This is a genomic window from Brevibacterium sp. FAM 24630, assembly GCF_049804075.1.
GTDB lineage: Bacteria > Actinomycetota > Actinomycetes > Actinomycetales > Brevibacteriaceae > Brevibacterium.
Window position 1 is genome coordinate 1 of the sequence record NZ_JBNBZD010000007.1, and the last position, 21,732, is coordinate 21,732.

The window sequence follows — 21,732 nt, forward strand, 5'->3', positions numbered from 1 at the left end:
CACCAGACAGATCCCGACGAGGACATCGTTGGAGTCAGTAGCAATTAGAGTCATGATGATCGATGGAACGGTCAGTCCCTACTCTGCCAGCCAGTCCCAGACCAGCCACTATCAATACTCACAGTAGCAATTAGGTGGGGGTTTCTAGGGTGAGCAGGTGTCGCTTCTTCACCTCGCCCCAGGCGTAGCCGGTGAGTGAACCGTCGGCACCGATCACCCGGTGACACGGCACGATGATGCTGATGGGGTTCTTCCCGTTCGCCGCACCGACCGCCCGGGCCGCGCTCGGTCTGCCCAGCATCGCTGCCAGCTGCCCGTACCCGACGGTCCGGCCGTAGGGGATCTCGGTCAGTGCCTGCCACACCGAGCGTTGGAATTCGGTGCCTCGAGCGGCCAGCATCAGGTCGAACTGTGTCCGCTCGCCGGCGAAGTACTCCCCCAGCTGGGTGCCCGTGCGGGTGAAGATCTCGAGTTCATCGTTCGGAGTCGGCTCGGCCCCGAAGGCCTTGTGCAGGCGCTGGATGGTCGCTTCGGAGACATCGAGGTAGACGCCCGTGAGGTGGATGCCGTCCGAGGTGGCCAGCATCGGTCCGAGCTCCGTGTCGAGCACCGTCGAATACACCGGCGCCGAGGCGATCGGCAGCTCGAGTGGACCGCCGATCGAGGCCGTCTGGTCCGGCTCGGTGGTCGTCGTCGACCTGGTCGTGGTCTGCTGGCGAATCGTGTGTTGAGAAGTCATGATTTCTCGTCCCTTCTTCAAGGATGGCGGGCGAGTCGAGTCGGTCTCGTCGGCTGTCATTTCAGTCCGGTCGTCTGCCATGTCAGTGTTCCGCCTGGGCGTGTTCTGCCCACAGGAGATGAGTGAGATAGGAGCGCCATGGGCTGCAGGCCGCGACGACGTCTGCCCAATCGCCTGCCGGAGCCGATTCGGCGAGCTCGGCCACGGACTTCTTCACTCCGAGGTCGGAGCCGAGGAAGACATCGGGATCTCCGAGTGCGCGCATCCGGATGTACCCATTGCTCCACGGTCCGATCCCCGGCAGGGCGAGCAGATCCCGGCTCGCCGCCTCACGATCGCTGCCGGCGCCGAGGTCGAGGCGCCCCTCGGCCAGGGCTGTCGCGAGGGCGTGGATCGTGCGGATGCGCGAGGCCGGCAGCGCCCAGTCGTCGGCGGGGACCGCGGCAATCGCCTCGGCAGTGGGGAAGAGTCGATCGACACAGTCGGTCCGCAGCTCCTCGGGAAGGGGCTCCCCCGCCCCTGCGACGAGCCGCTGAAGATGAGTGCGTGCCGCGGCCAAAGAGATCTGCTGGCCGAGGACCGTGCGCACGGCCAGTTCGACGGAATCGCAGTGTCCGGGCGAACGCATCCCCGGGTGCCGGTCGATGAGAGTTCCGAGTCCTGCCGCGCGCAGAGTCTGGGCGACCGCCACGGGATCCGCATCGAGATCGAGGATCCGCCTGGCCCTGGCCACGGCACTGCCGAGATCACGGGTGTCCGCCAGTCGCAGTCGACAGTCCACGAAGTCTCCGGCTGCTTGGCTCAGCGTGATGACCGCCGGGCCGTGTGCCAGGCGCATGGATCGGGAGTAGGCGCCGTCGGCAACGGTCTCGATTCCCGGCACGGCACGCACGGAGTGGTAGGCCAGGAGGTACTCGAAGTCGAAGGGCGGACGATAGGCGAGCCTGAGGACCAGCTGGTCGGCGACGGCACGGTCAGATCCTGTGGTGCGCAGCTCTCGCGGGCTGATCGAATACATGTCTCGGAAGGAGTCGTTGAACTGACGGATGCTGGCGAATCCCGCGGCGAACGCGATATCGCTCATCGGCAGCGCCGTGGCTTCGATGAGGGTCCTGGCCGTGCGCACCCGTTCGGTCCGGGCCAGCGCCAGCGGTCCGGCACCGAGCTCCTCGTGCATGAGGCGAGACAGCTGTCGGGAACTGTAGCCGAGTTCCGCGGCCAGGGCCTCGACTCCCCCGCAGTCGATGATGCCTTCGCGGATGAGGCGCACGGCCCGGGCGACGACATCACCGCGGGTGTCCCATTCGGGGGAATTCGGGCTGGCATCGGGTCGACACCGTTTGCAGGCGCGAAAGCCCGCTTCGGCGGCGGCCGCGGCGCTGATGAAGAAGTCGACATTCTCCCGTCTCGGGGTTCTGGCCGGGCACGACGGTCGGCAGAAGATCCCGGTGGTGTGCACCGCAGTGAAGAACATGCCGTCGAAGCGTCTGTCACGGGAGGTGACCGCCTGATAGCACTGATCGGTGGTGAGCATGCTCCCATTCTGGTCGCCGCAGGTGACAAATACTAGCGGATTTCAGACATGGCAGTGTCGGGGATGAGCCTCGGGAGAACGCGGACGAGCAGGAGGAGGATCAGCAGTTCGATGAGCGTCTGCGTGACCACAGTCGCCGGTCCGATGCCGTCGCCGGTGGCCGCTCGCACGATCGGGAGCATGACGAGAGAATTTCTCGTCACGGCCGACAGCACGACCGAACGCGCCTGTCGGGCCCCGAAGCCCAACGCGCGAGTCACCGCCCACGCGAGGGCACCGATGACGAGTGCGAAGACCGCGAAGACGATGGCGACGGTGGTCAGCTGAGCGATCGCGCTGACGATCAGCGGCGTCGATGAGGCGGTGATGACCAGCAGCGTCAGAGTCATCACCGGGGTCATCAGCGACGAGGAGGCCTTCACGAGCCGTTTCACGCGCAGTGCGCGTCGCGAGATCGAACGGACGATGATCGCTGCGGTGAGAGGGACGAGGATGAACAGAAACAGCGCCGAGACCAGTGCGCGCACCGGCAGGTCGGCGCTCAGATCACCGCCGGTGATGGCCCACAGGCTCACGGGCAGAAGGAGAAGCTGAGCGACCGTGAGCACCGGGGTGAGCACGAGGAGGTGCTCGTACGCACCGCCGGCGGCGCGAGTGAAGACGATGACGTAGTCGATGCACGGACACAGCAGGACGACGAGCGTGGCCAGCAGCATGGGCTCGTCGATGTCGAAGACAGCGACTAGCCCGGCCACGAGGACCGGGACGACGAGGAAGTTGAGGACCGCCACGGTTGCCAGGAACCGGACATCCTCGAAGGCTTTCGCCGCCCTTTCGAACGGAAGTTCGAGGAAGGTGAGGAAGAGAAGCACGATGAGACACGGCGTCACCGCCCAACCGGCGGCGTGCCCGAGAGCGGGAAGTCCCGCCCCGAGCAGAACACCGAGGGCGAGTCCGCCCACCCACCAGACGGCCTGGGCCGATGTCGACAAACCGATCTCGGCTCTCAGCCGTTCTCCGGCCAGTAGTGGGAATCGGGAACGGAACGCCTGCCGAAGATCGCCTGGCCGACTCGCACACAGTTCGCGCCCTCTTCGATGGCGACTTCGAAGTCCCCGGACATCCCCATCGACAGATGCCCCGGCCCGATGAGCTCGGGATCGGTGTCCCGCGCGCGGTCACGCAGCTCGCGCAGCATCTGGAAACAGGGGCGGACGCGTTCGACGTCTGAGGAGAATATCGCCAAGGTCATCAGTCCCTGCACCTTGAGAGTGTCGAATTCGCGCAGCTGCCTGAGGAACCCGCTCAGTTCCTCCGGGGGCATCCCGAACTTCGAATCCTCTGCAGAGGTGTTGACCTGGACGTAGACGTCGAGGCTGCGGCCCTCGCTCTGCAGCCGACGATCGAGGGCACGAGCGACCTTGATGCGGTCAAGGGCCTGGAATTCGGCGGCGAACTGGGCGACGAACTTCGCTTTGTTCGACTGCAGGTGCCCGATGACCGCCCAGTCGATGTCGAGATCGGCCATCTCCTCGGACTTCCGGTGGGCTTCCTGAACCTTGTTCTCACCGAGCTTGTGGCAGCCGGCCGCTGCAGCGGCCCGGATGCGCTCCTGCGGTACGGTCTTGCTCACCGGCAGCAGTTCGATCTCGGATCGATCCCGGCCCGCCCGCTTCGCTGCCGCAGCGATCCGCTGCTCGACCTCGGCGATATTGGTCCGGAAGTCCTCGACGCTCACGGCCGTCGAATACTGTTCGTCATGACTGAGTCCGCTGTTGTCTCCCATGTCCTCATGATAGGCAGGCGGCGCAGAAGCCACCGGCGAACGGCGCATGCTGATACTCCTGCGTCCACGATTCCGGTGGACAGACGGTGCACGCACGGAGGATCTCGGCCACAATGGGTCACGAGGGAGACTCTTGAGGAATGAGAAAGCCGCCGAATGACATCGACACCCACGCCGAAACGCCAGCTGGCCAATGTCGGCCCCATCGAACAGCTGCGCGGGGGCCGGCTGTGGCGACGCATCCCGCAGCTGCTCATCGGCCTCTACCTGTTCGGGGCCTCCATGGCGATGATGGTCAATGCGGGTCTGGGCATGATGCCGTGGGACGTTCTCAACGCCGGCATCCTCCGGCATATGCCGGTGACCTTCGGCACCGTCGTCACCCTGCTCTCCTTCGTCGTGCTCCTCATCTGGATCCCGCTGCGACAGCAGCCGGGCATCGGCACGGTCCTCAATGCGCTGCTCATCGGGCCCGCGCTCGACCTGACCCGACTGTTCCTGCCCGAACCCGATCACCTCGGGTGGCAGATTCCGCTCATGCTCGCGGGTGTCGCCCTCAACGGACTCGCCTCGGCGATGTACATCGGCTCCCAGTTCGGCCCCGGTCCGCGTGATGGACTGATGACCGGACTCGCCCGAGTCACCGGCCGGTCGATCCGGCTCGTGCGCACCCTCATCGAAGTCACTGTCGTCGCGATCGGCTGGCCGCTGGGCGGAGTCGTCGGCATCGGCACCGTTCTCTACGCGGTGGGGATCGGCCCGATCACCCAGGCGCTGCTGCCGACCTTCACCGTCGAACTCCGCCCCCGACAGAGGCGCTGAAGCCCAGAAGAGGCGCTGATCCCGGCCTGCGCCGGAGGGGACGAGAGCCGCCCGCCTCGGTTCACTCCATGGTGTCGAGGATGTCGACGAGGTCCTCGAATGTGGTGAGCGGGTTGACGATCGCGAACCGGGCGTTCGGACGCCCCGCATGGGAGCTGGGCACGACGAACGCCCGCTGGTCCTCGAGCAGTCGATCCGACCACGCATCGTAGTCCCCACGCTGCCACCCATCGCATTCGAAGACGACGACGGAGAGTTCGGGTTCGCGCACCAGACGCAGGTTCTCCCGCCGTCGGATCTCCGTAGCGATCTGCCGCGCCAGATCGATCGAGTGCCCGATCGCCTCCCTGTAGGCCTCGACCCCGTAGCTGGCCACGGAATACCACAGCGGCAGTCCGCGAGGTCGTCTGGTCAGTTGGATGGCGAAATCCGACGGGCTCCACTCCTGGGCGTCGGTGAGCGTGTCGAGGTACTCCGCCTTCTGCGTGTGCGCTCGCCTGCCGGAGTTCGGGTCCCGGTAGATCAGCGCGCAGGCATCGAAGGGAGCGAAGAGCCATTTGTGGGGATCGACGATGAGCGAATCGGCCTCCTCGACGCCGGCGAACTTGTGCCGTGCCTGCGGTGAGAGCATCGCGGCCAGTCCGTAGGCGCCGTCGATGTGCAGCCAGAAGTCGAACTCCTCCTTGAGCGCCGCGATGCCGGCGATGTCATCGATGGTGCCGAAATTCGTCGTCCCCGAGGTGGCCACCACCGCGATCACGGCATCACCGTGCTCCTGCAGCGCCTCCTTCACTCCTGCCGGCCGGAGGATCCCGTCCTCATCTGTGAGCACGGGGGCGACATCGACGTCCATGACCTCGGCCGCCGAGGCGATCGACGAGTGGGCTTCGGCACTGCACACGATGACCCAGCGTCCGGGGCGCTTGTCACCCAGCTTCTCCTTCTGGGCATTGCGTGCGGCGACGAGGGCCGAGAGGTTGCCGATGGTCCCTCCTTGGACGAACACTCCCCCGGCGGTCTCGGGCAGACCGAACTCCCCAGCCAGCCAGCGCAGCACTTCGTTCTCCGCATGGACGACACCGGCACCTTCGAGCCACGATCCGCCGTAGAGGGCGCTGGCGGAGACGACGAGGTCGAACGCGACGGCCGCTTTCGTCGGGGCGCTGGGGATGAAGGACAGGTACTTCGGATGGTCGGTCGAGATGCAGGCGGGAGCGAAGATGTGCTCGAAGATCGCCAGCGCCCGCGCCGACCCGAGCCCCTCCTCGGTGACGGTGGGACCGGCCAGACGACGCAGCTCGGCCTCCGAGGTCGGGTGGTCGAGCGGAGTGTCCTCGGCCAAGGTGCGACGGCGGGAGTATTCGAGAACGAGATTCACGAGGTTGCGGGTCTCGTCGGAGACGACGTGCATGCGGGAATGAAGACTGTCGGTCATGGGTGGCTCCTCGTCGGGCTCGATGATGGTGGGGGTCTCCCACCGTCTATGAGACTAACGTCATGCGCGGGATTTTGGGCAAAACCACGGGTTGATCGCAAGTTTTGATTTTCAGTCATTTTTACTTGCGATCACTGTCGGATCTGCGGTAGGTTCGCCCCATGAGTGGTGATCAGCCTCCCGAAGTGACAGCGGCTCGGGCGAGGGAAGCCATCGGCTGGAGCGGCCTGTCTCAACGACGCGTCGCCGAGGCGATCGGCATCGACGAGACGAAACTGTCCAAAGCCCTGGCGGGGCGCCGCCGATTCACCGCCGAGGAGCTCCTCGGCCTGGCCACCGCCACGGGCGTGACCGTGCGGTGGATCCTCGGCGACGAATCCCAGGTCTCGGCCCTGCCGCCGAACTCGTCGACCGACGCAGCCGCCGCACCCGAAGAAGCGACCCCGAGGCGCACGATCGCCGAGGCGGCGTGGACTCTGTTCGGCCGTCATGGCTTCGATGCCGTGCGCATCGCCGACATCGCCGAGGCGACCGGGGTCTCGACTCCGAGCATCCACTACTACTTCGCGAACAAGGCAGAGCTCTTCGACGCCGCTCTCGACTATTCGGTCAAGCTCGCCTTCGACCGGCAGATCGCCTGGCTCGCCGACATCGACGATCCCTCTCTGCGGCTCGAACGTCTCCTTGCGCTGCAATCGCCGCTGGGCCGCACCGAACGCGGAGAGTGGTCGATCTGGCTGCAGACCTGGGCGCGTCTGGCTCTCGAAGACGCAGCACTGGAGGACTATCCCCTCAGCTACGAACGCTGGTCGCGAACCGTGCAGACCACGCTCGAAGACGGTCAGCGCACCGGGTGCTTCCGACCCGGCGATGCCCGTGCCATGGCCGATGAGCTCACTTCGCTGCTCGACGGGCTCGGCATCAAAGTCCTCACCGGGGTGATGGATGCCGAGACCTTCACCCTGCGCCTGCGGTCTTACCTCGACCGTTCCATCATGCACACCAACGACACCACCGATCACGACAGAAGCACCGATTCGAAGAAGGAGTCATCATGAATCGCAAGGTCATCCTCACCTGTGCCGTCACCGGAGCCGGAGACACCACGGGCAAGAGCGAACACGTTCCCGTCAACCCCGAAGAGATCGCGAACGACGCGATCGCTGCCGCCCGAGCCGGCGCCTCGATCGTCCACATCCACGTCCGCGACCTCGAGACGAAGCAGAGTTCCCGTGAGGTCGCGTACTACCGTGAGGTCGTCCGCCGCATCCGCGCCTCCGACGTCGACCCGGTCATCAACCTCACTGCGGGGATGGGCGGCGACCTCGTCGTCGACCCGCAGGACCCGCTGACCACGATGCCGGGCACGGACCTCATCAACGCCCTCGACCGTCTCCCCCACGTCGAGGAGCTGCTGCCCGAGATCTGCACGATCGACTGCGGAACTCTCAACTTCGGCGAGGGTTCGAACATCTATGTCTCCACTCCGGACATGCTCCGTGAGGGGTCGAAGCGGATCCAGACCCTCGGCGTGCGTCCCGAGCTTGAGATCTTCGACACCGGCAACCTGTGGTTCGCCAATGTGCTCGTCGAAGAGGGCCTCATCGACGCCCCGCCGCTCTACCAGCTGTGCATGGGCATCCCCTACGGCGCCCCCGCGGACCCCGGCCTGCTCGCTGCGATGGTGAATATGCTGCCCAAGGGCGCCCAGTTCACGTCCTTCGCCATCGGCGCGAACCAGCTGCCGTGGGTCGCCCAGTCCGTGCTCGCCGGCGGTCACGCCCGCGTCGGGCTCGAAGACAACCTCTACCTGTCCAAGGGCGTCAAAGCCACGAACGCCGACCTCACTTCCCGCGCCGTCGAGATCATCAGCAGCCTCGGCGCAGCCGTGGCCACGCCGGACGAAGCCCGCGAGATCCTCGACCTGCGCGTCCAGACCCCGACCATCACCGGAGGCGATCTGTGAACGATTCCACCGCACCTGCCTTCCCCGACTTCGCGTCGATCGACACCGTCACCTGCGTCGGGGCCGGAACCATCGGCGGCGGTTGGGCCGCCTACTTCCTTGCCCAGGGATTCCGGGTGAAGATCTGGGACCCCGCCCCCGAGGCCGCACAGAAGTTCACCCGCCTCCTCGACGCCGCCTGGCCGGCGCTGGCCGAACTCGATATGGCCCCCGACGCCGACCGTGATGCATGGTCGGTTCACACCGACCTCGCCGAGGCGGTCGCGGGCACCGGATTCGTCCAGGAGTCTGCGCCGGAGGACCTGTCCCTCAAACGGGGTCTGCTGTCCCGAATCGATGCCGTGTGTGCCCCGGAGATCGTCATCGGATCGTCGACCTCGGGATACAGCATGACCGAAATGGCCACCGAGGCGACCCACCCCGAACGTCTCGTCGTCGGACATCCGTTCAACCCGCCCTACCTCATCCCACTCGTCGAGGTCGTCGGCGGCGAGCAGAGTTCGCCGGCGGCCGTCGACTGGGCCGGCGACTTCTACACTCGCATCGGCAAGTCCGTCATCCGGATGGACCGCGAGGTGCCGGGCTTCATCGCCAACCGCCTCCAGGAGGCCCAGTGGCGCGAGGCACTGCACATGGTCGAGCAGGGAGAGGCCACGGTCGAGCAGATCGACCGCTCGATCACCGACGGACCGGGACTGCGCTGGCCCTTCCAGGGGCCGATGCTCACCTTCCATCTGGCCGGAGGTGAGGGCGGAATGGCGCATATGCTCGATCACTTCGGGCCCTCGCTGAAGTCGCCGTGGACGCGGCTGACCGCCCCGGAGCTCAGCCAGACTCTGCGCGACGATGTCGTGGCCGGGTGCGAAGTCGAGGCCGGCCCGCGCACCATCGCCGATCTCGTCGCACACCGCGATGCCGGGATCATCGCTCTGCGCCGGCTCACCGCCCAACTGTCGACAGCCGGATCCGAGACCGTCGGCACTGACCCCACCTCAGGGACCGGGTCGGCCACCGCAGCAGATACGGCAGAGGCGAACGGTTCGGCAACCGAATCGAGCGCTCGAAGCGCCGAGCCCTCCCCCTGCCTCGCGCGCTACACCACGGAAGTGGCACCGGAGTGGATCGACTACAACGGGCATATGTCTGAGGCGTTCTATGTCCTCGTCTTCGGCTTCGCCACCGATCAGGTGATGGATGAGCTCGGGCTCGACGCGGGCTACCGAAACACGGCGAACGCCTCGCTGTACACCGTCGAATCCCATATCCGATACCTCGACGAGGTGGCTCTCGGCGCCCAGCTGACCGTGACACCCCAGCTGGTCAGTGCCGGTGAGAAGAAGCTGCACCTGGCGTACGAGATGCACGTGGACCAGCGCCTGGTGGCCACCGAGGAGATCGTCGCCCTTCACGTCGACCAACAGGCAGGAGGTGCTGTGGCCTTCCCGGACACGATCCTCGATCGCATCGACGAGGTGAAGCGGTCCCAACCGGACTGGTCAGGGCGCCACATCGGCTGAGACCCCGTGGACCGCAGACATCAGGTGCACAGTCATCAGGATTCGAGAAGTCGCGGCGTCTCGACGGAGTTATCCTGGTGCTCACACCGGTCCCGCACTCACGGGGCCAGGCCCGCAGAGGAGAGACCATGTCCACCACGACAGCCACCACCGAGATCGCATTCACAGCCGTCGCCGAGCTGCTCAACGAGCGCCCGATCCTGCGTCTGCCCGCCGATGCCAGCGGGCAGCTTCCCTCACGCGGTCAGGTCGCGGTGCAGGGATCGCTCAACGCAGTCGAGTTCTCCACCGTCGTCGAGCCCGATGGCCTGCGCGGTCATTGGATCGGCCTCGACGAGGAACTGTGGAACCGGCTCGGCCTCTCCCCCGGTGACGAGGTCGCCGCGGCACTGACTCCGCAGAGCCGGTGGCCCGAGGTCGTCGTCCCCGCTGATATGCAATCGGCGCTCGCCGATGCTCCTGCGCTGGCCGAGGTCTGGCAGGAACTCACCCCGATGGCCCGTTGGGAGTGGGTGCGCTGGGTGAAGTCCACGAAGAACGCAGCCACTCGGGCCCGCCGCGTCGAAGTCACTCTCTCGAAGCTCGAGTCGGGCCTGCGTCGACCCTGCTGCTTCGACAGGTCATCGTGCACGGACCCCGAGGTGTCGAAGAGCGGAAAGCTGCTCGGGCAGTCCTGAACCGGTCTCCGACCTCATTCGGGTGCGGGGTCGCGGAGCACCGACTGCTTCGGGCGGACGGTGAGCGTGAGCAGGGCGCCGACGACTGAGACGACAGCTGCTGAGGCGAACAGCAGCCAGAAGCCCCCGACGAGGGCCACGAGTCCTGCCCCCAGCAGGGGTCCGACCAGCTGTCCGAGGTTCGCTGCGCTGTTGACGAGGCTGAGATCGCGGGCGTGGTCCTCGGGATCGAGCAGCAGATCGGTGGCGAATGCGAGGCTCACGGCCATGTACGCGCCGTAGCCGGTCCCCATGAAGGCGGCCGCGACCGCGGTCACCGGGTAGCTCGGACTGATGAGGATGATGACGCCCGATGAAGCCTGGATCAGGGCGGTCGTCACCGTCCACAGCCGTCGGTTCCCGCTGCGGTCGGAGATCATCCCGACGATGATCGAGGCGATGACGACGAAGACCGTGTAGATGACGATGAGCACCAGCAGCTTGTCCTCGGCCGTCGCCGACGGCACCCCGATGCCGTAGAGCAGGAAGAACAGCAGCAGCGATGTGCCGCAGGCATTGCCCACATTGACGATGAAGCGGCTGACGAGCAGTCTCGTGAAGTTCGGGTCGAGGAGCGAGGACACCCGCGCCCGCGTCAGCGATGTCCGCTCATGCAGCGCCTGCACTGCCGGGTGCAGCGGCGGCGGATCGGGCAGCAGCAGTGCCGTGCCCACCCCGATCACGGCGATGAGGCCGGCGAGCACGACATAGGCTGTGCCGAGACCGAGGCCGAGCAGGACGACAGCGCCGACGCCGACGACTATGCCGATGGCCTGGGCCGAGCTGGCCGCCGCCGAGGCTGCACCCCGTTGAGCGTCGAGCTGATCGGCGATGAGTGCCGTCAGCGCCGCAGACGCAGTCGAAATGCCCACAGAGGTGATCACCCAGGCGCCGCCGACGTTGACCGGGCCCTCGGCGACGCCGGTGAGGACGAGGCCGAGAGCGGCACACAGCGAACCGCCGATCGCCCACGGTCGCCGGCGACCGAGACGAGAACGCGTGCGGTCGGAGAACCGACCGGCGATCGGGGCGATGACGATTCCGGCCAGCCCGCCGGCGGAGAGGACGAGTCCGGACCAGACGACGCCGTCGATCCAGTGACCACTCTGAGTATCGAGCTGCATCGGCAGGAGCAGTTGGACCGGGGTGAGCTGCACAGTCCAGATCGCCAGCCACGCCAGCGTGAACCATGCCATCCACCCGGGTCCGACCCGTTTCGCGGTCCCATCACCGGAGGCGGGACTCGACTCGATCCCGAAGCTCATGATCGAGCGGCAGCGATGAGTTCGCGATACCAGTCGTAGGAGGCTTTCGGACTGCGTCGGGCGGTGTGCATGTCGACATGGACGAGGCCGAAGCGCTGGGTCCACCCGTCGGCCCATTCGAAATTGTCGAGCAGCGACCAGACGGTGTATTGGTCGATCCGGACTCCCGCGGCTCGTGCCTCGGCGACGGCGCCGAGGTGGTCACGCAGATAGGCGATGCGCTCTCGATCCTCGATCTGCCCGGCAGCGGAGTCCGGTTCTGGGAAGGAGGCACCGTTCTCGGCGATGACGATCGGCGGCAGCGCCTGACCGTACCGGTTGCGCAGATCGATGAGGAAGTCGCGCATGGTGTCGGGCCGGATCGGCCACTGCGGGCCGAACCCCGTGGTCGGGGCCCCGGGCGTGGGCACCATGTCGAAGGGCAGCGGACCTGCGGAGGCGGCGCGGACGGTGATCGGATTGTAATAGTTGAATCCGTAGATCTCGTTGTGCGCCGAGATCACATCCATATCCCCGTCCCGGATGGGCATGTCGACGCCGAAGGCGCCGAGATCGGGATACGCGCCCAGCAGCAGCGGTTCGGCGAAGAGCCGGTTCATGATGACATCGAGGATCCCGGCTGCCTCGAGGTCGGCATCGGCGTCAGTCTCCGGGAGGATGAGGCTGTGGTTGATGGTCGGCGCGGCCTGCACTGCACCGCGTTCGCGCAGGATCGCTGCGGCGAGTCCGTGGGCGAGCAGCTGATGGTGGACCGTCGGCAAGGCGTCGAAGAGCATCGTATGCCCGGGAGCGAGTTCGCCGAGGGCATAGCCCTGCAGAGAGGTCGAGGCGGGTTCGTTGATCGTGTACCAATGTCGGACCCGATCATCGAGACGATCGGCGACGGCGGTGACATACTCGCCGAACCGGTCGGCCGTATCCCGGTTGAGCCACCCGCCTGCGGCTTCGAGGGGCGAGGGAAGATCCCAATGGTAGAGGGTCGGCTCCGGGGTGATCCCGGCATCGAGCAGTTCGTCGACGAGTTGATCGTAGTAGTCGAGTCCGGGTCGGTTGACCGCGGTGTGGGGCCCGCCGTCGGGGATGATGCGAGGCCAGGAGATCGAGAATCTGTATCGGTCGACGCCGAGTCCGGCCAGCAGTCCGACGTCCTCTGAACTGCGGTGATAGCTGTCGGGTCCCGGTTCTGCGCTGCTGCCGTCGATCACCGCGCCGGGTTTATCGACGAAGTCATCCCAGATCGATCGTCCGCGACCGTCTTCGCATCTGGCGCCTTCGATCTGGAAGGCGGCAGTGGCCGCCGAGAACCGCAGACCGTGCACAGCCGCACCAGCGACATCCATGTCTTCCATAACCAGAATATGTCACGGACGCATCACTGCCGCAATGCCTTCACCAGGGTGAGCACCGGTCAGCGCCGCCGATATGCGCTGAGACGGAGTGCTCAGGAGCCGGCTGCAATGCCCTTCGACATCCAGACCAACGGGATCTGCAGCGGCAGGCGCGCGAGTGCGATCGCGCGGGCTTTCGGCTCGTCCCGATGTTTGACCACGGTGTAGATGTTGGCGGGGAACACACCGATCATGAGCGCTGCGGACGCGGCACCGCCGAGGCGCCGCGTAGACGGAACGGCCAGGAGTCCGGCACATCCGAGTTCGGCGACACCGCTGGCATAGGTCCAGAATCGCGGATTGCCCAGCCGGGGCGGAACGATGGCGTCGAAAGGCTTCGGCCGGGCGAAATGGATGATTCCCGCCGTGCCGAGGAGCCCTGCCATGATCGCTGTCTGGATCTTCACTGATGGGCCACCTCTGCGGCTGGTGTCGGGACGACGAGTGGAGCTAAGGGGATTCGAACCCCTGACCTCTTCATTGCGAACGAAGCGCTCTACCAACTGAGCTATAGCCCCTTGCGCTCTTCAGCTTACGCCGCCTGCCCGCCGCAGATCAAAACGACGACTGTCTTGTTCGAACACCGCCTCACCTGGGCACGGATCCCTGGAGACTGCTCGGTGAGACGAGTACAGTCGTGAGCAGGTCCCCTCTATGAAAGGACGTGTTATGGCAGAGGAATTCGGAACCGTCGTCATCGGCGCAGGCATCGGCGGAGGAACCGTCGTCGAGTCGCTGCGAGACTCCGGATACGCAGGGTCCGTCGCTCTGGTAGGAGCCGATCCCGCCGCTCCCTACTACCGTCCTGACCTGTCGAAGAAAGTCATGCTCGAAAACTCGGACCCAGCCGAGTCCGCACTGCGCGGCGACGACTGGTACGCAGCACATGATGTGTCGACATTCTTCGGCTCCCCCGTCGCCGCACTCGACCCCACCGGACAGACGGTGACTCTGGACTCCGGTGAAGAACTGAAGTACGGGCAGGCGATCCTCGCCACTGGATCGACACCGCGCACACTCGACGTTCCGGGGACCCAGCTCGGCAATATCCACACACTCCGCGACGCCGGCGATGCCGTGGCCATCCGCTCCCAGTTCGGCGAGGGCAAGAGAGTCGCCGTCATCGGCGGAGGGTGGATCGGCCTCGAGGTCGCGGCCGCGGCGAAGACCCGGGGCTGCGACGTCACCGTCATCCTCCACACCGACGCTCCCCCGCTGTCTTCGGTTCTCGGCCATGAGATCGGTGAGCACTTCGAACAGCTGCACCGGAAGAACGGGGTGAAGTTCATCAAGGAGGCGGAGACGACCGCCTTCACCGGTTCCGATTCCGTCGAAGTCGTCGAGACGAGCGCGGGCAGCGTCCCTGCCGACCTCGTTGTCGTCGGCATCGGTGCGGATCCGGCCACCGGTCCGGCCGCCTCGGCGGGGTTGACGGTCGACGACGGGGTGATCGTCGACGAACACATGCGCACCTCTGACGGCAGCATCCTGGCCATCGGCGACATCGCGAATGCGCACAATGTGCTCCGCGAAGAGCGACTGCGGATCGAGCACTGGGACAACGCGGTGCGGCAGGCCGAGGTCGCAGCCTCGACGGTCACCGGCGGGTCCAAGGCCTATGATTGGCAGCCGTATTTCTACACCGACCAGTTCGACCTCGGCATGGAATACGTGGGTCGGGGCGGCGCCGATGACGAAGTCGTCATCCGCGGTGACCGGGCCGGCGGAGAATTCATCGTGTTCTGGCTCCGCGACGGCCGCGTCTCGGCGGCGATGAATGTCAACATCTGGGACTTCGGTGATGAGCTGCGGGCTCTCATCGGCAAGGAGGTCTCAGCCGAACGGCTGGCCGATGAGCAGGTGCCGGTCGGCCAGCTGTGAACCGCCCCTGCCGGAGGCACGCGCCCTGGAGCTGCCTCTGGCATCCTGGTAGGCATGGAATCGCTCTTCGCTGATGAGGCCTTCGACCGCCGGCCCGAGATCGTCGCCCCCGGAGCGGTCTGGCTGCCGGGTTTCCTCGGTCCCGAGGCGCAGTCATGGATCATCGCCCGCTACGCCGAGTGGCAGGCCGGTCCGGTCCCGCCGCATGCCACGGTGATCGCCGGTCACCCGATGAGTGTGCAGACGATCGGACTGGGCTGGCACTGGCGGCCGGGACGCTACGATCGCCGGGCCGACGATGTCAACAGAGAATTCGTGCTGCCGTTTCCCGACTGGATGAAGCGGCTGGGCCGTCAGGTGCTGCAGGCGGCGACGGAGGTCGTCGACGACAGCGCGGGATTCGGGCCGGATGCGGCCGGGGTCTGGGGGTTCGCTCCCGAGGATTACCACCCGGATGTGGCGCTTGTGAACTACTACGATGCGCACGCGAAGATGGGCATGCACCAGGACAAGGACGAATTCGATCCCGCCCCGGTCGTTTCTCTGTCCCTCGGCGACACCTGCCTGTTCAGGTTCGGCAACTCGGAGACCCGCAACCGCCCGTTCACAGACCTGCGCTTAGCGTCCGGCGATGCGTTCGTCTTCGGCGGGCCGGCCCGCTTCGCCTTCCATGGGGTGCAGTCGATCCGTGCGGCAACCGCGCCGGACCACGGACGGTTGGACCACCTCGGCGGGGGCAGGATCAACATCACCATGCGCACGACCGGTCGAGACTGACGACGACCGGCTTCACGCCTCTTCGGATTCGACGTCGATCACGCCTTCCGGTGGGAAGGCCAACCGGTTCGGAGAGGTCTTGCGGAACACGGGCTGCCCCGACAGCACGGTCGACCGGGCAAGCGTATTGCTGGCCACCGAGGACACGATGATCAGGCACAGCACGGCGACGACGGCCATGAGCAGGGATGACCAGGAGAAGCCTGCGGAATGCAGGTCGAAGACGTAGGCGGCGGCGACGATGAGCGGCATACCCAGCCCTGTAGCCGGTGAGAACACGTTGATCCGGGACAGAGCGTCACGGACGCGGAACATCGCCAGGGCGGAGCCGAGCAGCAGCAGCGACCCGGTGATGCCGAAGATCCCGACGAGGGAGGTAGCCAGAGTTTCGTTCATCAGCGGTGCCCCCTCGTGAGGATGCGCGACAGGGCGATGGTCGCGAGGATGCCGACCATGGAAGCCAGAAAGACCACGTCGAGGACGACCGAGGACGACACGGCGATGCCGAGCATCGTGACGATCGCGATGGCGGAGAAGTAGATGAGGTCGGAGACCACTGCCCGTGAACCCTGATCGCGGGCGGTGAGCACCCGGATCAGGCCGATGATGATGGCGGCGGCCAAGATGACGGCGCAGATGCCGACGACGACGATCACGACAGGTCTCCTTCCGGCTCGGCCCGCGGCGCCCGGCCCCGGGTCATGGCGAGCAGACGTGATTCCATATCGACCAGACCGGCCAGGGCATCCTCTTCGGAATCCTCGAACAGAGCGTGGACGAAGATCGCGGGAGGTGTCGTGCTGGTACCGGCCGCGATCGCGGCGACCAGGGTGCCCGGAGTGATCGTGATCGATGAGGCGAAGAGGGTGACTTCGAGGTCGGTGGCGCAGCGCATCGGCAGTTCGACGATCATCGGTTCCGCATAGTCGGCACGGAAGAGCCGGGCGACGATGGTGACCGAACCGGTGATGATGGCCCAGACGATGAAGCCGAGGTAGGACACTCCGTGGACGAGACGCATCATGGTGTCAGCACCGCCTGGATGTAGTCACTGTGGTCGAGCAGTCCGGTCGCCGCCCGATGCGTGAGGTCGAGCAGAGGCTCCGGATAGGCGAACAGGGCGACGGAGACGCCGATCATCACCGTGGCGGGTGCGAGCAGCCGAGCAGGGATGCGCACGCTGCGCAGGATCGGTTCGGCCGGGGCACGGCCGGTCTCGGCCGAGTCGGGCCGATAGGTCTGCATCGGCGGTCCCCAGAAGGTGTTGCGCCAGGTCCGCTGCAGCGCCAGGAGACTGATCAGAGCACCGATGACGATCGCGGCGACGAGGACCCAGCCGATTCCCCCGCCGAAATCCGTGGCCGCGGTGATGAGTCCGACCTTGCCCCACAGCCCCGATGTCGGAGGCAGACCGACGAGGGAGAACAGGCCGAGGATCATGAGCACGGTGGCCCACCTCTCACGGGACGCCAGGCCGGAGAGCTTCCGGAAGGACCCCGTTCCGTAGGTCTGTTCGACCGCCCCCATGATGAGCAGCAGCCCGGACATCGTGATCATGTGATGGATCATGTAGAAGGCACCGGCCCCCAGTGCCGCTGAGCTCAGCAGAGTGACGCCGAGGAGGATGTGCCCGACGCCCGCGGTCATCTGGAACCCGAGGACGTTGCGCACGCGCGCCTGCCCGAATCCGGAGAGCGCACCGATGAGGATGCTGGCCACGGCGACGACGAGCAGCACGTTCACCCACGGGGCGGGTTCACCGTAGACCGTGGTGTAGATGCGGTAGACGGCGTAGAGTCCGACCTTCGAATGCAGGCCGGAGAAGAGGGACATCATCCCCGCCGAGGTGTTCGGGTAGGTGCGGACGAGCCAACCGTGGAAGGGCGCGCCGCCGGCTTTGATGAGCAGCGACAGCAGCACCACTCCGAGGGCGATTCCCGCCTGCCCGGTCGGTCTGCCCTGGTCGGCGAGGACCGCGAGGTTGACCGTACCGGTGGCACCGTAGACGAAGCCGACTCCGATGAGCAGCATCGTGGAGGTGAGCAGGTTGACCATGACATAGAGCCGTCCGATGCCGAGCCTGCGCCAGGTGCCGGTCACGGCGATGAGGGCGTAGGCCGGCAGCATCATCACTTCGACGAAGACGAAGAAGTTGAACAGGTCCCCGGTCAGCAGGGCCCCATAGACACCGGTGAGCATCATGAGGATGAGCGCGGGAACGAACCGATACTGGTCCTCTCCCGTGGTGATGAGGAACAGACAGCTGATGAACGCGACCAGGGAGGTGAGCGCGAGCATGAGCGCGGTGAAGGTGTCAGAGACGAACACGATCGCCAGGCCGGGCACATAGTCGCCCACCGAATGCGCGAGCACCGGGGTGGACCGGTGGAGGCCGAGCAGCACGATGCCGCTGATGGCCACGAAGGCCGGGACCGCCAGGAGCAGCAGCCGGTCGAAGGTGCGTGAGGTGATGAGCACGCTCAGCGCCGAGGCGAGCAGCGGCACCCCGATGAGGAGGAGAAGCAGGGCGGAGTTCATGAGTCGCGCTCCTCCCCTGTCTCGGGGCTGCGTTTCTGATCGTCGTCATGACCGAGCACGGCCAGGGCGAGCATGAAGATCGTCACCGCCAAGGTGATGACGATGGCGGTGAGGACGAAGGCCTGGGGCAGAGGGTCGGCCGCTTCCGCCAGGCCGCTGCGGCCGGCGAGCGGTTCGCCTCGCCATGCTCCGACTCCGGCCGAGAGCAGAATGAAGTTCGCGGCATGTGAGATGAGGGTGAGCCCGAAGACTCCCCGGACCATCGACCGCTGCATCATGAGGTAGACGCCGCCGGTGGTGAGGACGCCGATCGTCAGTGCCAGAATCATGCTTCCTCCTCTCCGTCGACGGGTGGGTCCCCGTGGAGGATATGCGTCGAGGTGGCGCGCACCTTCTTCTCCTGCGCGGTCTCCACACTGCGGCGGCTGCGGTCGGGCCGCTCTCCGCGGATGGCTTCCATCGGCCCGCTGAGCTCACCGTAGAGCAGCTCGTCGGCGCGTTCACGGGTGCGTTCGACGTCGCGGCGGATGATGCCGTTGGTGAGCACATCGTCGCCGGCCGGCGTCGCAGCGGAGTCCGAGACGCCGAGGAGGTTGAACGACAGCAGCATGAGTCCGAGCACCGCGAGGTAGACGCCGAGGTCGAAGAGCATCGACGTCGTCCAATGCTGTCCGGCGAATTCGATGTGCATGGGCTTGAGGAACGATCCGGCGAAGAGCAGACCGATGATGCCGGTGACCACGGCGACGCCGACGCCGGAACCGATGAGGTAGAGGGGCGCGCGCGGCGGACCGATCGCCCGGTCCTTCGGTGTGGACAGGTAGGCCAAGCCGATGACCGCCGCACCGATGAGCGCGGCGATGAACCCGCCGCCGGGCGAATTGTGTCCGCGCCAGAACACGATCAGCGATGTCACCGCCAGCAGAGGGCCGAGGACCTTGATCGTCAGCTGCAGCGGGATGACGTTCGGCCAGGCCTCGTGCACGGCGCGATAGGCGGTGGTGCCCTTCGGGCGGATCGACACCCAGGGCGGCCGCGGCGGCTCGGGAATGTTCTCGGCCGGCGGGTCGATGAACTTGTCCTTGACTGTCGACATCACGGCGACGATCGCGATGCCGGCCATGCCGAGCACCGTCAGCTCTCCCAGGGTGTCGAGGGCACGGAATTCGACGAGGATGGTGTTGACGATGTTCTTCCCGCCGCTGATGTCGGGGGCATGGTCGAGGTAGTACCGGCCCAGATCGGAGCGTTCCCGGCGCCCGTTGAGGACGAGTGTGAGAGCGGTCATCGCCGCGCCGACGATGATCGCCAGGATCAGACGCGGGGACTGCTTGCGCTTCGGATAGCGCCAGAACGAGCGAGGCAGCTTCTGCAGCACGAGCATGATGACGATGATCGTCATCGCTTCGACGAGGAGCTGGGTCAGCGTGACGTCGGGAGCACCGAGGGCGAGGATCTGCACGGTGGCGAGGATGCCGATCGCCGAGAGCGCGACCACGGTCGTCAGACGGGAATGGGAGGTGCACAGGACGAGCACCGCGACGGTGATGAGGATCAGCAGGATGATGTCCACCGGTCGGCTCAGTCCCTGCTCGAGCGGCGGCAGACTCGGGTACACGAGGGGGATCGCACAGATGGCCAGCAGGCTCAGTCCGCCCAGGGAGATCGCCAGGTAGGGTCCGGAGTTCATCGGGCGGACGAACACACCGAGTCCGTGACCGACACGGCGCAGGCCCGCATTGAGGCCGTCGATGACGTTCGCTCCGTCGAAGGGCGGTGTGGCCCGGTGGAAGAACGCGAACACGCGGGAGCGGCGGAGGATGATGACGACGCCGATGGCGATGATGAGGCCCGAGGCGAGGAGTTCGGCGGTGAAACCGTGCCACAGAGCCAGATGCACCGATCCCGCGGATTCGGGCATCGCCGCCCGCACCACTTGGTCGAGCGGGTTGTCGAAGACGAAGAGGACGAAGCTCAGCGGAATCGAAGCGAGGATCGGCACTGCGGCGGCCGTGAGCATGACCGCCGACCCCCGGTGGATCTGCCGCGGTTCGGGTTCGCTACCGTCGATGAAGCTGCCCCACACTGTCTTCGCACAGTAGGCGAAGGTGAGCACTGAGGCGCCCGCTGCGATGAGCAGAGCCAACCAGCCGGCCCATGGACCGCCCGGCGCCTCGCCGAGGGCGGTGAACAGGGATTCCTTGGAGACGAAGCCGAGCAGCGGCGGAATCCCGGCCATCGAGCCGCAGCCGATGATGAGCACGACGAACGCGGCCGGAGCGCTGCGTCTGAGCTTCGGGATCCGCGCGAGGTCGCGGGTGCCTGCGAGGTGGTCGACGACGCCGACCATCATGAACAGACCGGATTTGAACAGGGCGTGGGCGATGACGTGCAGGGTGGCTGCGGCGATCGCGGCTTCGGTGCCGACGCCGATGACGGCGGTGATGAGGCCGAGCTGCGAGACCGTCGAATAGGCCATGAGCTTCTTCACGTCGTGCTGGTTGAGGGCGAACCACCCGCCCAGGCAGGCGGTGAAGAGACCAGCGGTGATGAGCAGGATGTTCCAGGCCGGGGTGGCGTGGAAGGTCGGCGAGAACCGCAGCATGAGGAAGATTCCGGCCTTGACCACCGCTGCGGCGTGCAGATATGCCGAGACCGGCGTGGCTGCGGCCATGGCATCGGGCAGCCAGGAATGGAAGGGGAACTGTGCGGACTTCGTCATAGCGGCGATGCCGATGAGCACGGCGACAGCGGTCGTCACCTCAGGCTGGCCCGCCCACACCGGGGAACCGATCGCCTCGCTCAGATGCGTCGTGCCGGTCACCGCGATGATGACTCCGGTGGCCACCAGCAGACTGAGTCCGCCGATGAAGGTGAAGAACATCGTCCGCAGCGCCGGTGCCTGTCCGGGGGAGCCGGAGCGAGCGATGAGGAAGAACGAGGCCAGTGACGTCAGTTCCCAGCAGACGAAGAGCACGAGCACATCATTGCTGAGCACGAGCGCGACCATGGAGAAGGTGAAGATCACCATCAGCCAGTAGAAGCTCGTATTCCGTCCGTGCGGGAGGTACTTCGTCGAATAGGCGAAGACGACCGCCCCGATGATGAGCGCGATGTAGGTGAAGACGACGCCGAGCCCGTCGGCTCGCAGGGCGAGGTCCACGCCGAACCGGGGAATCCACGGGTAGGCCGCTTCCGGGGTGTTCCCGGCCATCACCTCGGCGGCGGTGGGTGTGAATAGTGCGGCGACGCCCAGATAGGCGACCGCCAGCGGCCAGCCGCTCGCCCGGCCGGCGAACCGAGTGATGCCCGGGGTGATGACGACGAGCGCGGCGAGTGCGATGAGAGTGAGGATCATGACCGGCCCT

General features: G+C 66.2%; 21 protein-coding genes and 1 tRNA gene. 7 read left to right on the forward strand and 15 right to left on the reverse strand.

The window, feature by feature from the left end; genetic code table 11:
* Nucleotides 1–130 precede the first annotated feature (130 nt).
* The 4 genes from ACPUD7_RS07080 to ACPUD7_RS07095 all read right to left on the reverse strand — a co-directional run bounded on the left by ACPUD7_RS07080 (nucleotide 131) and on the right by ACPUD7_RS07095 (nucleotide 4,059).
* Nucleotides 131–739 carry a methylated-DNA--[protein]-cysteine S-methyltransferase gene (locus ACPUD7_RS07080; protein WP_425119490.1) on the reverse strand — a complete coding sequence of 203 codons (609 nt, stop codon included), beginning with the start codon at nucleotides 737–739 and terminating at the stop codon, nucleotides 131–133.
* An 82-nt stretch (nucleotides 740–821) separates the two neighbouring features.
* Nucleotides 822–2,273, reverse strand: a complete 1,452-nt coding sequence (locus ACPUD7_RS07085) for an AlkA N-terminal domain-containing protein (protein ID WP_425119491.1) — start codon at nucleotides 2,271–2,273, stop codon at nucleotides 822–824.
* Nucleotides 2,274–2,305: 32 nt separating this feature from the next.
* Complete coding sequence (locus tag ACPUD7_RS07090) at nucleotides 2,306–3,265, reverse strand: arsenic resistance protein (protein WP_425119492.1); 960 nt, start codon at nucleotides 3,263–3,265, stop codon at nucleotides 2,306–2,308.
* Nucleotides 3,266–3,279: 14 nt separating this feature from the next.
* Nucleotides 3,280–4,059: a YggS family pyridoxal phosphate-dependent enzyme gene (locus ACPUD7_RS07095; RefSeq protein ID WP_425119493.1), complete on the reverse strand. Its 780-nt coding sequence runs from the start codon at nucleotides 4,057–4,059 to the stop codon at nucleotides 3,280–3,282.
* Between the two features lie 156 nt (nucleotides 4,060–4,215).
* Between ACPUD7_RS07095 and ACPUD7_RS07100 the strand changes: the two genes are divergently transcribed.
* Nucleotides 4,216–4,881: a YczE/YyaS/YitT family protein gene (locus ACPUD7_RS07100; RefSeq protein ID WP_425119494.1), complete on the forward strand. Its 666-nt coding sequence runs from the start codon at nucleotides 4,216–4,218 to the stop codon at nucleotides 4,879–4,881.
* A gap of 61 nt (nucleotides 4,882–4,942) precedes the next feature.
* Here ACPUD7_RS07100 and ACPUD7_RS07105 read toward each other — a convergent pair whose 3' ends face one another.
* The gene (locus tag ACPUD7_RS07105) at nucleotides 4,943–6,316 is read right to left on the reverse strand and encodes a pyridoxal phosphate-dependent decarboxylase family protein (protein WP_425119495.1); all 1,374 of its coding nucleotides are present in this window, start codon (nucleotides 6,314–6,316) and stop codon (nucleotides 4,943–4,945) included.
* Between the two features lie 161 nt (nucleotides 6,317–6,477).
* Here ACPUD7_RS07105 and ACPUD7_RS07110 point away from each other — a divergent pair, with 161 nt between their 5' ends.
* From ACPUD7_RS07110 to ACPUD7_RS07125, 4 genes are all read left to right on the forward strand, one after another.
* Complete coding sequence (locus tag ACPUD7_RS07110; RefSeq protein ID WP_135538511.1) at nucleotides 6,478–7,374, forward strand: TetR family transcriptional regulator; 897 nt, start codon at nucleotides 6,478–6,480, stop codon at nucleotides 7,372–7,374.
* Nucleotides 7,371–8,282 (forward strand): 3-keto-5-aminohexanoate cleavage protein, encoded by a 912-nt coding sequence (locus ACPUD7_RS07115; RefSeq protein ID WP_425119496.1) that lies wholly within the window; start codon nucleotides 7,371–7,373, stop codon nucleotides 8,280–8,282. The genes ACPUD7_RS07110 and ACPUD7_RS07115 overlap by 4 nt, the downstream gene beginning before the upstream one ends.
* Complete coding sequence (locus ACPUD7_RS07120) at nucleotides 8,279–9,799, forward strand: 3-hydroxyacyl-CoA dehydrogenase NAD-binding domain-containing protein (protein WP_425119497.1); 1,521 nt, start codon at nucleotides 8,279–8,281, stop codon at nucleotides 9,797–9,799. Before ACPUD7_RS07115 ends, ACPUD7_RS07120 begins: the two co-directional genes overlap by 4 nt.
* 128 nt (nucleotides 9,800–9,927) lie before the next feature.
* Nucleotides 9,928–10,476 (forward strand): YdeI/OmpD-associated family protein, encoded by a 549-nt coding sequence (locus ACPUD7_RS07125; RefSeq protein ID WP_425119498.1) that lies wholly within the window; start codon nucleotides 9,928–9,930, stop codon nucleotides 10,474–10,476.
* 14 nt (nucleotides 10,477–10,490) lie between these two features.
* On the opposite strand, the gene ACPUD7_RS07130 is transcribed toward ACPUD7_RS07125, so the two are convergent.
* The 4 genes from ACPUD7_RS07130 to ACPUD7_RS07145 all read right to left on the reverse strand — a co-directional run bounded on the left by ACPUD7_RS07130 (nucleotide 10,491) and on the right by ACPUD7_RS07145 (nucleotide 13,686).
* Entirely contained in the window at nucleotides 10,491–11,780 is a 1,290-nt protein-coding gene (locus ACPUD7_RS07130) for an MFS transporter (RefSeq protein ID WP_240689650.1), read from the reverse strand.
* Nucleotides 11,777–13,129: a glycoside hydrolase family 1 protein gene (locus ACPUD7_RS07135; protein WP_205683316.1), complete on the reverse strand. Its 1,353-nt coding sequence runs from the start codon at nucleotides 13,127–13,129 to the stop codon at nucleotides 11,777–11,779. The genes ACPUD7_RS07130 and ACPUD7_RS07135 overlap by 4 nt, the downstream gene beginning before the upstream one ends.
* Before the next feature lie 92 nt (nucleotides 13,130–13,221).
* Nucleotides 13,222–13,575, reverse strand: a complete 354-nt coding sequence (locus ACPUD7_RS07140; protein ID WP_135538518.1) for a DoxX family protein — start codon at nucleotides 13,573–13,575, stop codon at nucleotides 13,222–13,224.
* A gap of 38 nt (nucleotides 13,576–13,613) precedes the next feature.
* Nucleotides 13,614–13,686: transfer RNA gene (locus tag ACPUD7_RS07145), tRNA-Ala, on the reverse strand.
* A 151-nt stretch (nucleotides 13,687–13,837) separates the two neighbouring features.
* On the opposite strand from ACPUD7_RS07145, the gene ACPUD7_RS07150 reads away from it, so the two are divergent.
* Both ACPUD7_RS07150 and ACPUD7_RS07155 read left to right on the forward strand, forming a co-directional pair.
* Nucleotides 13,838–15,049, forward strand: coding sequence for an NAD(P)/FAD-dependent oxidoreductase (locus ACPUD7_RS07150; RefSeq protein ID WP_425119499.1), 1,212 nt, complete (start codon nucleotides 13,838–13,840; stop codon nucleotides 15,047–15,049).
* A 54-nt stretch (nucleotides 15,050–15,103) separates the two neighbouring features.
* Nucleotides 15,104–15,826 carry an alpha-ketoglutarate-dependent dioxygenase AlkB family protein gene (locus ACPUD7_RS07155; protein WP_425119500.1) on the forward strand — a complete coding sequence of 241 codons (723 nt, stop codon included), beginning with the start codon at nucleotides 15,104–15,106 and terminating at the stop codon, nucleotides 15,824–15,826.
* A gap of 12 nt (nucleotides 15,827–15,838) precedes the next feature.
* Here ACPUD7_RS07155 and ACPUD7_RS07160 read toward each other — a convergent pair whose 3' ends face one another.
* Genes ACPUD7_RS07160 through ACPUD7_RS07185 form a run of 6 tightly spaced genes read right to left on the reverse strand, consistent with a single transcriptional unit; the run spans nucleotide 15,839 to nucleotide 21,722 of the window.
* Nucleotides 15,839–16,222, reverse strand: coding sequence for a cation:proton antiporter (locus ACPUD7_RS07160; RefSeq protein ID WP_425119501.1), 384 nt, complete (start codon nucleotides 16,220–16,222; stop codon nucleotides 15,839–15,841).
* Complete coding sequence (locus tag ACPUD7_RS07165; RefSeq protein ID WP_135538526.1) at nucleotides 16,222–16,482, reverse strand: monovalent cation/H+ antiporter complex subunit F; 261 nt, start codon at nucleotides 16,480–16,482, stop codon at nucleotides 16,222–16,224. Before ACPUD7_RS07165 ends, ACPUD7_RS07160 begins: the two co-directional genes overlap by 1 nt.
* Entirely contained in the window at nucleotides 16,479–16,850 is a 372-nt protein-coding gene (locus tag ACPUD7_RS07170; protein WP_425119503.1) for a Na+/H+ antiporter subunit E, read from the reverse strand. Before ACPUD7_RS07170 ends, ACPUD7_RS07165 begins: the two co-directional genes overlap by 4 nt.
* A complete protein-coding gene (locus ACPUD7_RS07175; protein ID WP_425119504.1) occupies nucleotides 16,847–18,364 on the reverse strand; it encodes a monovalent cation/H+ antiporter subunit D family protein in 1,518 nt (505 codons plus the stop codon). The genes ACPUD7_RS07170 and ACPUD7_RS07175 overlap by 4 nt, the downstream gene beginning before the upstream one ends.
* Complete coding sequence (locus ACPUD7_RS07180; protein WP_135538531.1) at nucleotides 18,361–18,693, reverse strand: sodium:proton antiporter; 333 nt, start codon at nucleotides 18,691–18,693, stop codon at nucleotides 18,361–18,363. Before ACPUD7_RS07180 ends, ACPUD7_RS07175 begins: the two co-directional genes overlap by 4 nt.
* The gene (locus ACPUD7_RS07185) at nucleotides 18,690–21,722 is read right to left on the reverse strand and encodes a DUF4040 family protein (RefSeq protein ID WP_425119505.1); all 3,033 of its coding nucleotides are present in this window, start codon (nucleotides 21,720–21,722) and stop codon (nucleotides 18,690–18,692) included. Before ACPUD7_RS07185 ends, ACPUD7_RS07180 begins: the two co-directional genes overlap by 4 nt.
* Between the last annotated feature and the right edge of the window lie 10 nt (nucleotides 21,723–21,732).

Bases quoted from the DNA above. Each gene is read 5' to 3' on its own strand.
- ACPUD7_RS07180 (WP_135538531.1), bottom strand. From the start codon at position 18,693: ATGATTCTGGCACTGACGATCGGCGTCCTCACCACCGGCGGCGTCTAC.
- ACPUD7_RS07130 (WP_240689650.1), bottom strand. From the start codon at position 11,780: ATGAGCTTCGGGATCGAGTCGAGTCCCGCCTCCGGTGATGGGACCGCG.
- ACPUD7_RS07160 (WP_425119501.1), bottom strand. From the start codon at position 16,222: ATGAACGAAACTCTGGCTACCTCCCTCGTCGGGATCTTCGGCATCACC.
- ACPUD7_RS07080 (WP_425119490.1), bottom strand. From the start codon at position 739: ATGACTTCTCAACACACGATTCGCCAGCAGACCACGACCAGGTCGACG.
- ACPUD7_RS07105 (WP_425119495.1), bottom strand. From the start codon at position 6,316: ATGACCGACAGTCTTCATTCCCGCATGCACGTCGTCTCCGACGAGACC.
- ACPUD7_RS07115 (WP_425119496.1), top strand. From the start codon at position 7,371: ATGAATCGCAAGGTCATCCTCACCTGTGCCGTCACCGGAGCCGGAGAC.
- ACPUD7_RS07135 (WP_205683316.1), bottom strand. From the start codon at position 13,129: ATGGAAGACATGGATGTCGCTGGTGCGGCTGTGCACGGTCTGCGGTTC.
- ACPUD7_RS07175 (WP_425119504.1), bottom strand. From the start codon at position 18,364: ATGAACTCCGCCCTGCTTCTCCTCCTCATCGGGGTGCCGCTGCTCGCC.
- ACPUD7_RS07150 (WP_425119499.1), top strand. From the start codon at position 13,838: ATGGCAGAGGAATTCGGAACCGTCGTCATCGGCGCAGGCATCGGCGGA.
- ACPUD7_RS07125 (WP_425119498.1), top strand. From the start codon at position 9,928: ATGTCCACCACGACAGCCACCACCGAGATCGCATTCACAGCCGTCGCC.
- ACPUD7_RS07095 (WP_425119493.1), bottom strand. From the start codon at position 4,059: ATGGGAGACAACAGCGGACTCAGTCATGACGAACAGTATTCGACGGCC.
- ACPUD7_RS07170 (WP_425119503.1), bottom strand. From the start codon at position 16,850: ATGATGCGTCTCGTCCACGGAGTGTCCTACCTCGGCTTCATCGTCTGG.
- ACPUD7_RS07155 (WP_425119500.1), top strand. From the start codon at position 15,104: ATGGAATCGCTCTTCGCTGATGAGGCCTTCGACCGCCGGCCCGAGATC.
- ACPUD7_RS07100 (WP_425119494.1), top strand. From the start codon at position 4,216: ATGACATCGACACCCACGCCGAAACGCCAGCTGGCCAATGTCGGCCCC.
- ACPUD7_RS07085 (WP_425119491.1), bottom strand. From the start codon at position 2,273: ATGCTCACCACCGATCAGTGCTATCAGGCGGTCACCTCCCGTGACAGA.
- ACPUD7_RS07110 (WP_135538511.1), top strand. From the start codon at position 6,478: ATGAGTGGTGATCAGCCTCCCGAAGTGACAGCGGCTCGGGCGAGGGAA.
- ACPUD7_RS07185 (WP_425119505.1), bottom strand. From the start codon at position 21,722: ATGATCCTCACTCTCATCGCACTCGCCGCGCTCGTCGTCATCACCCCG.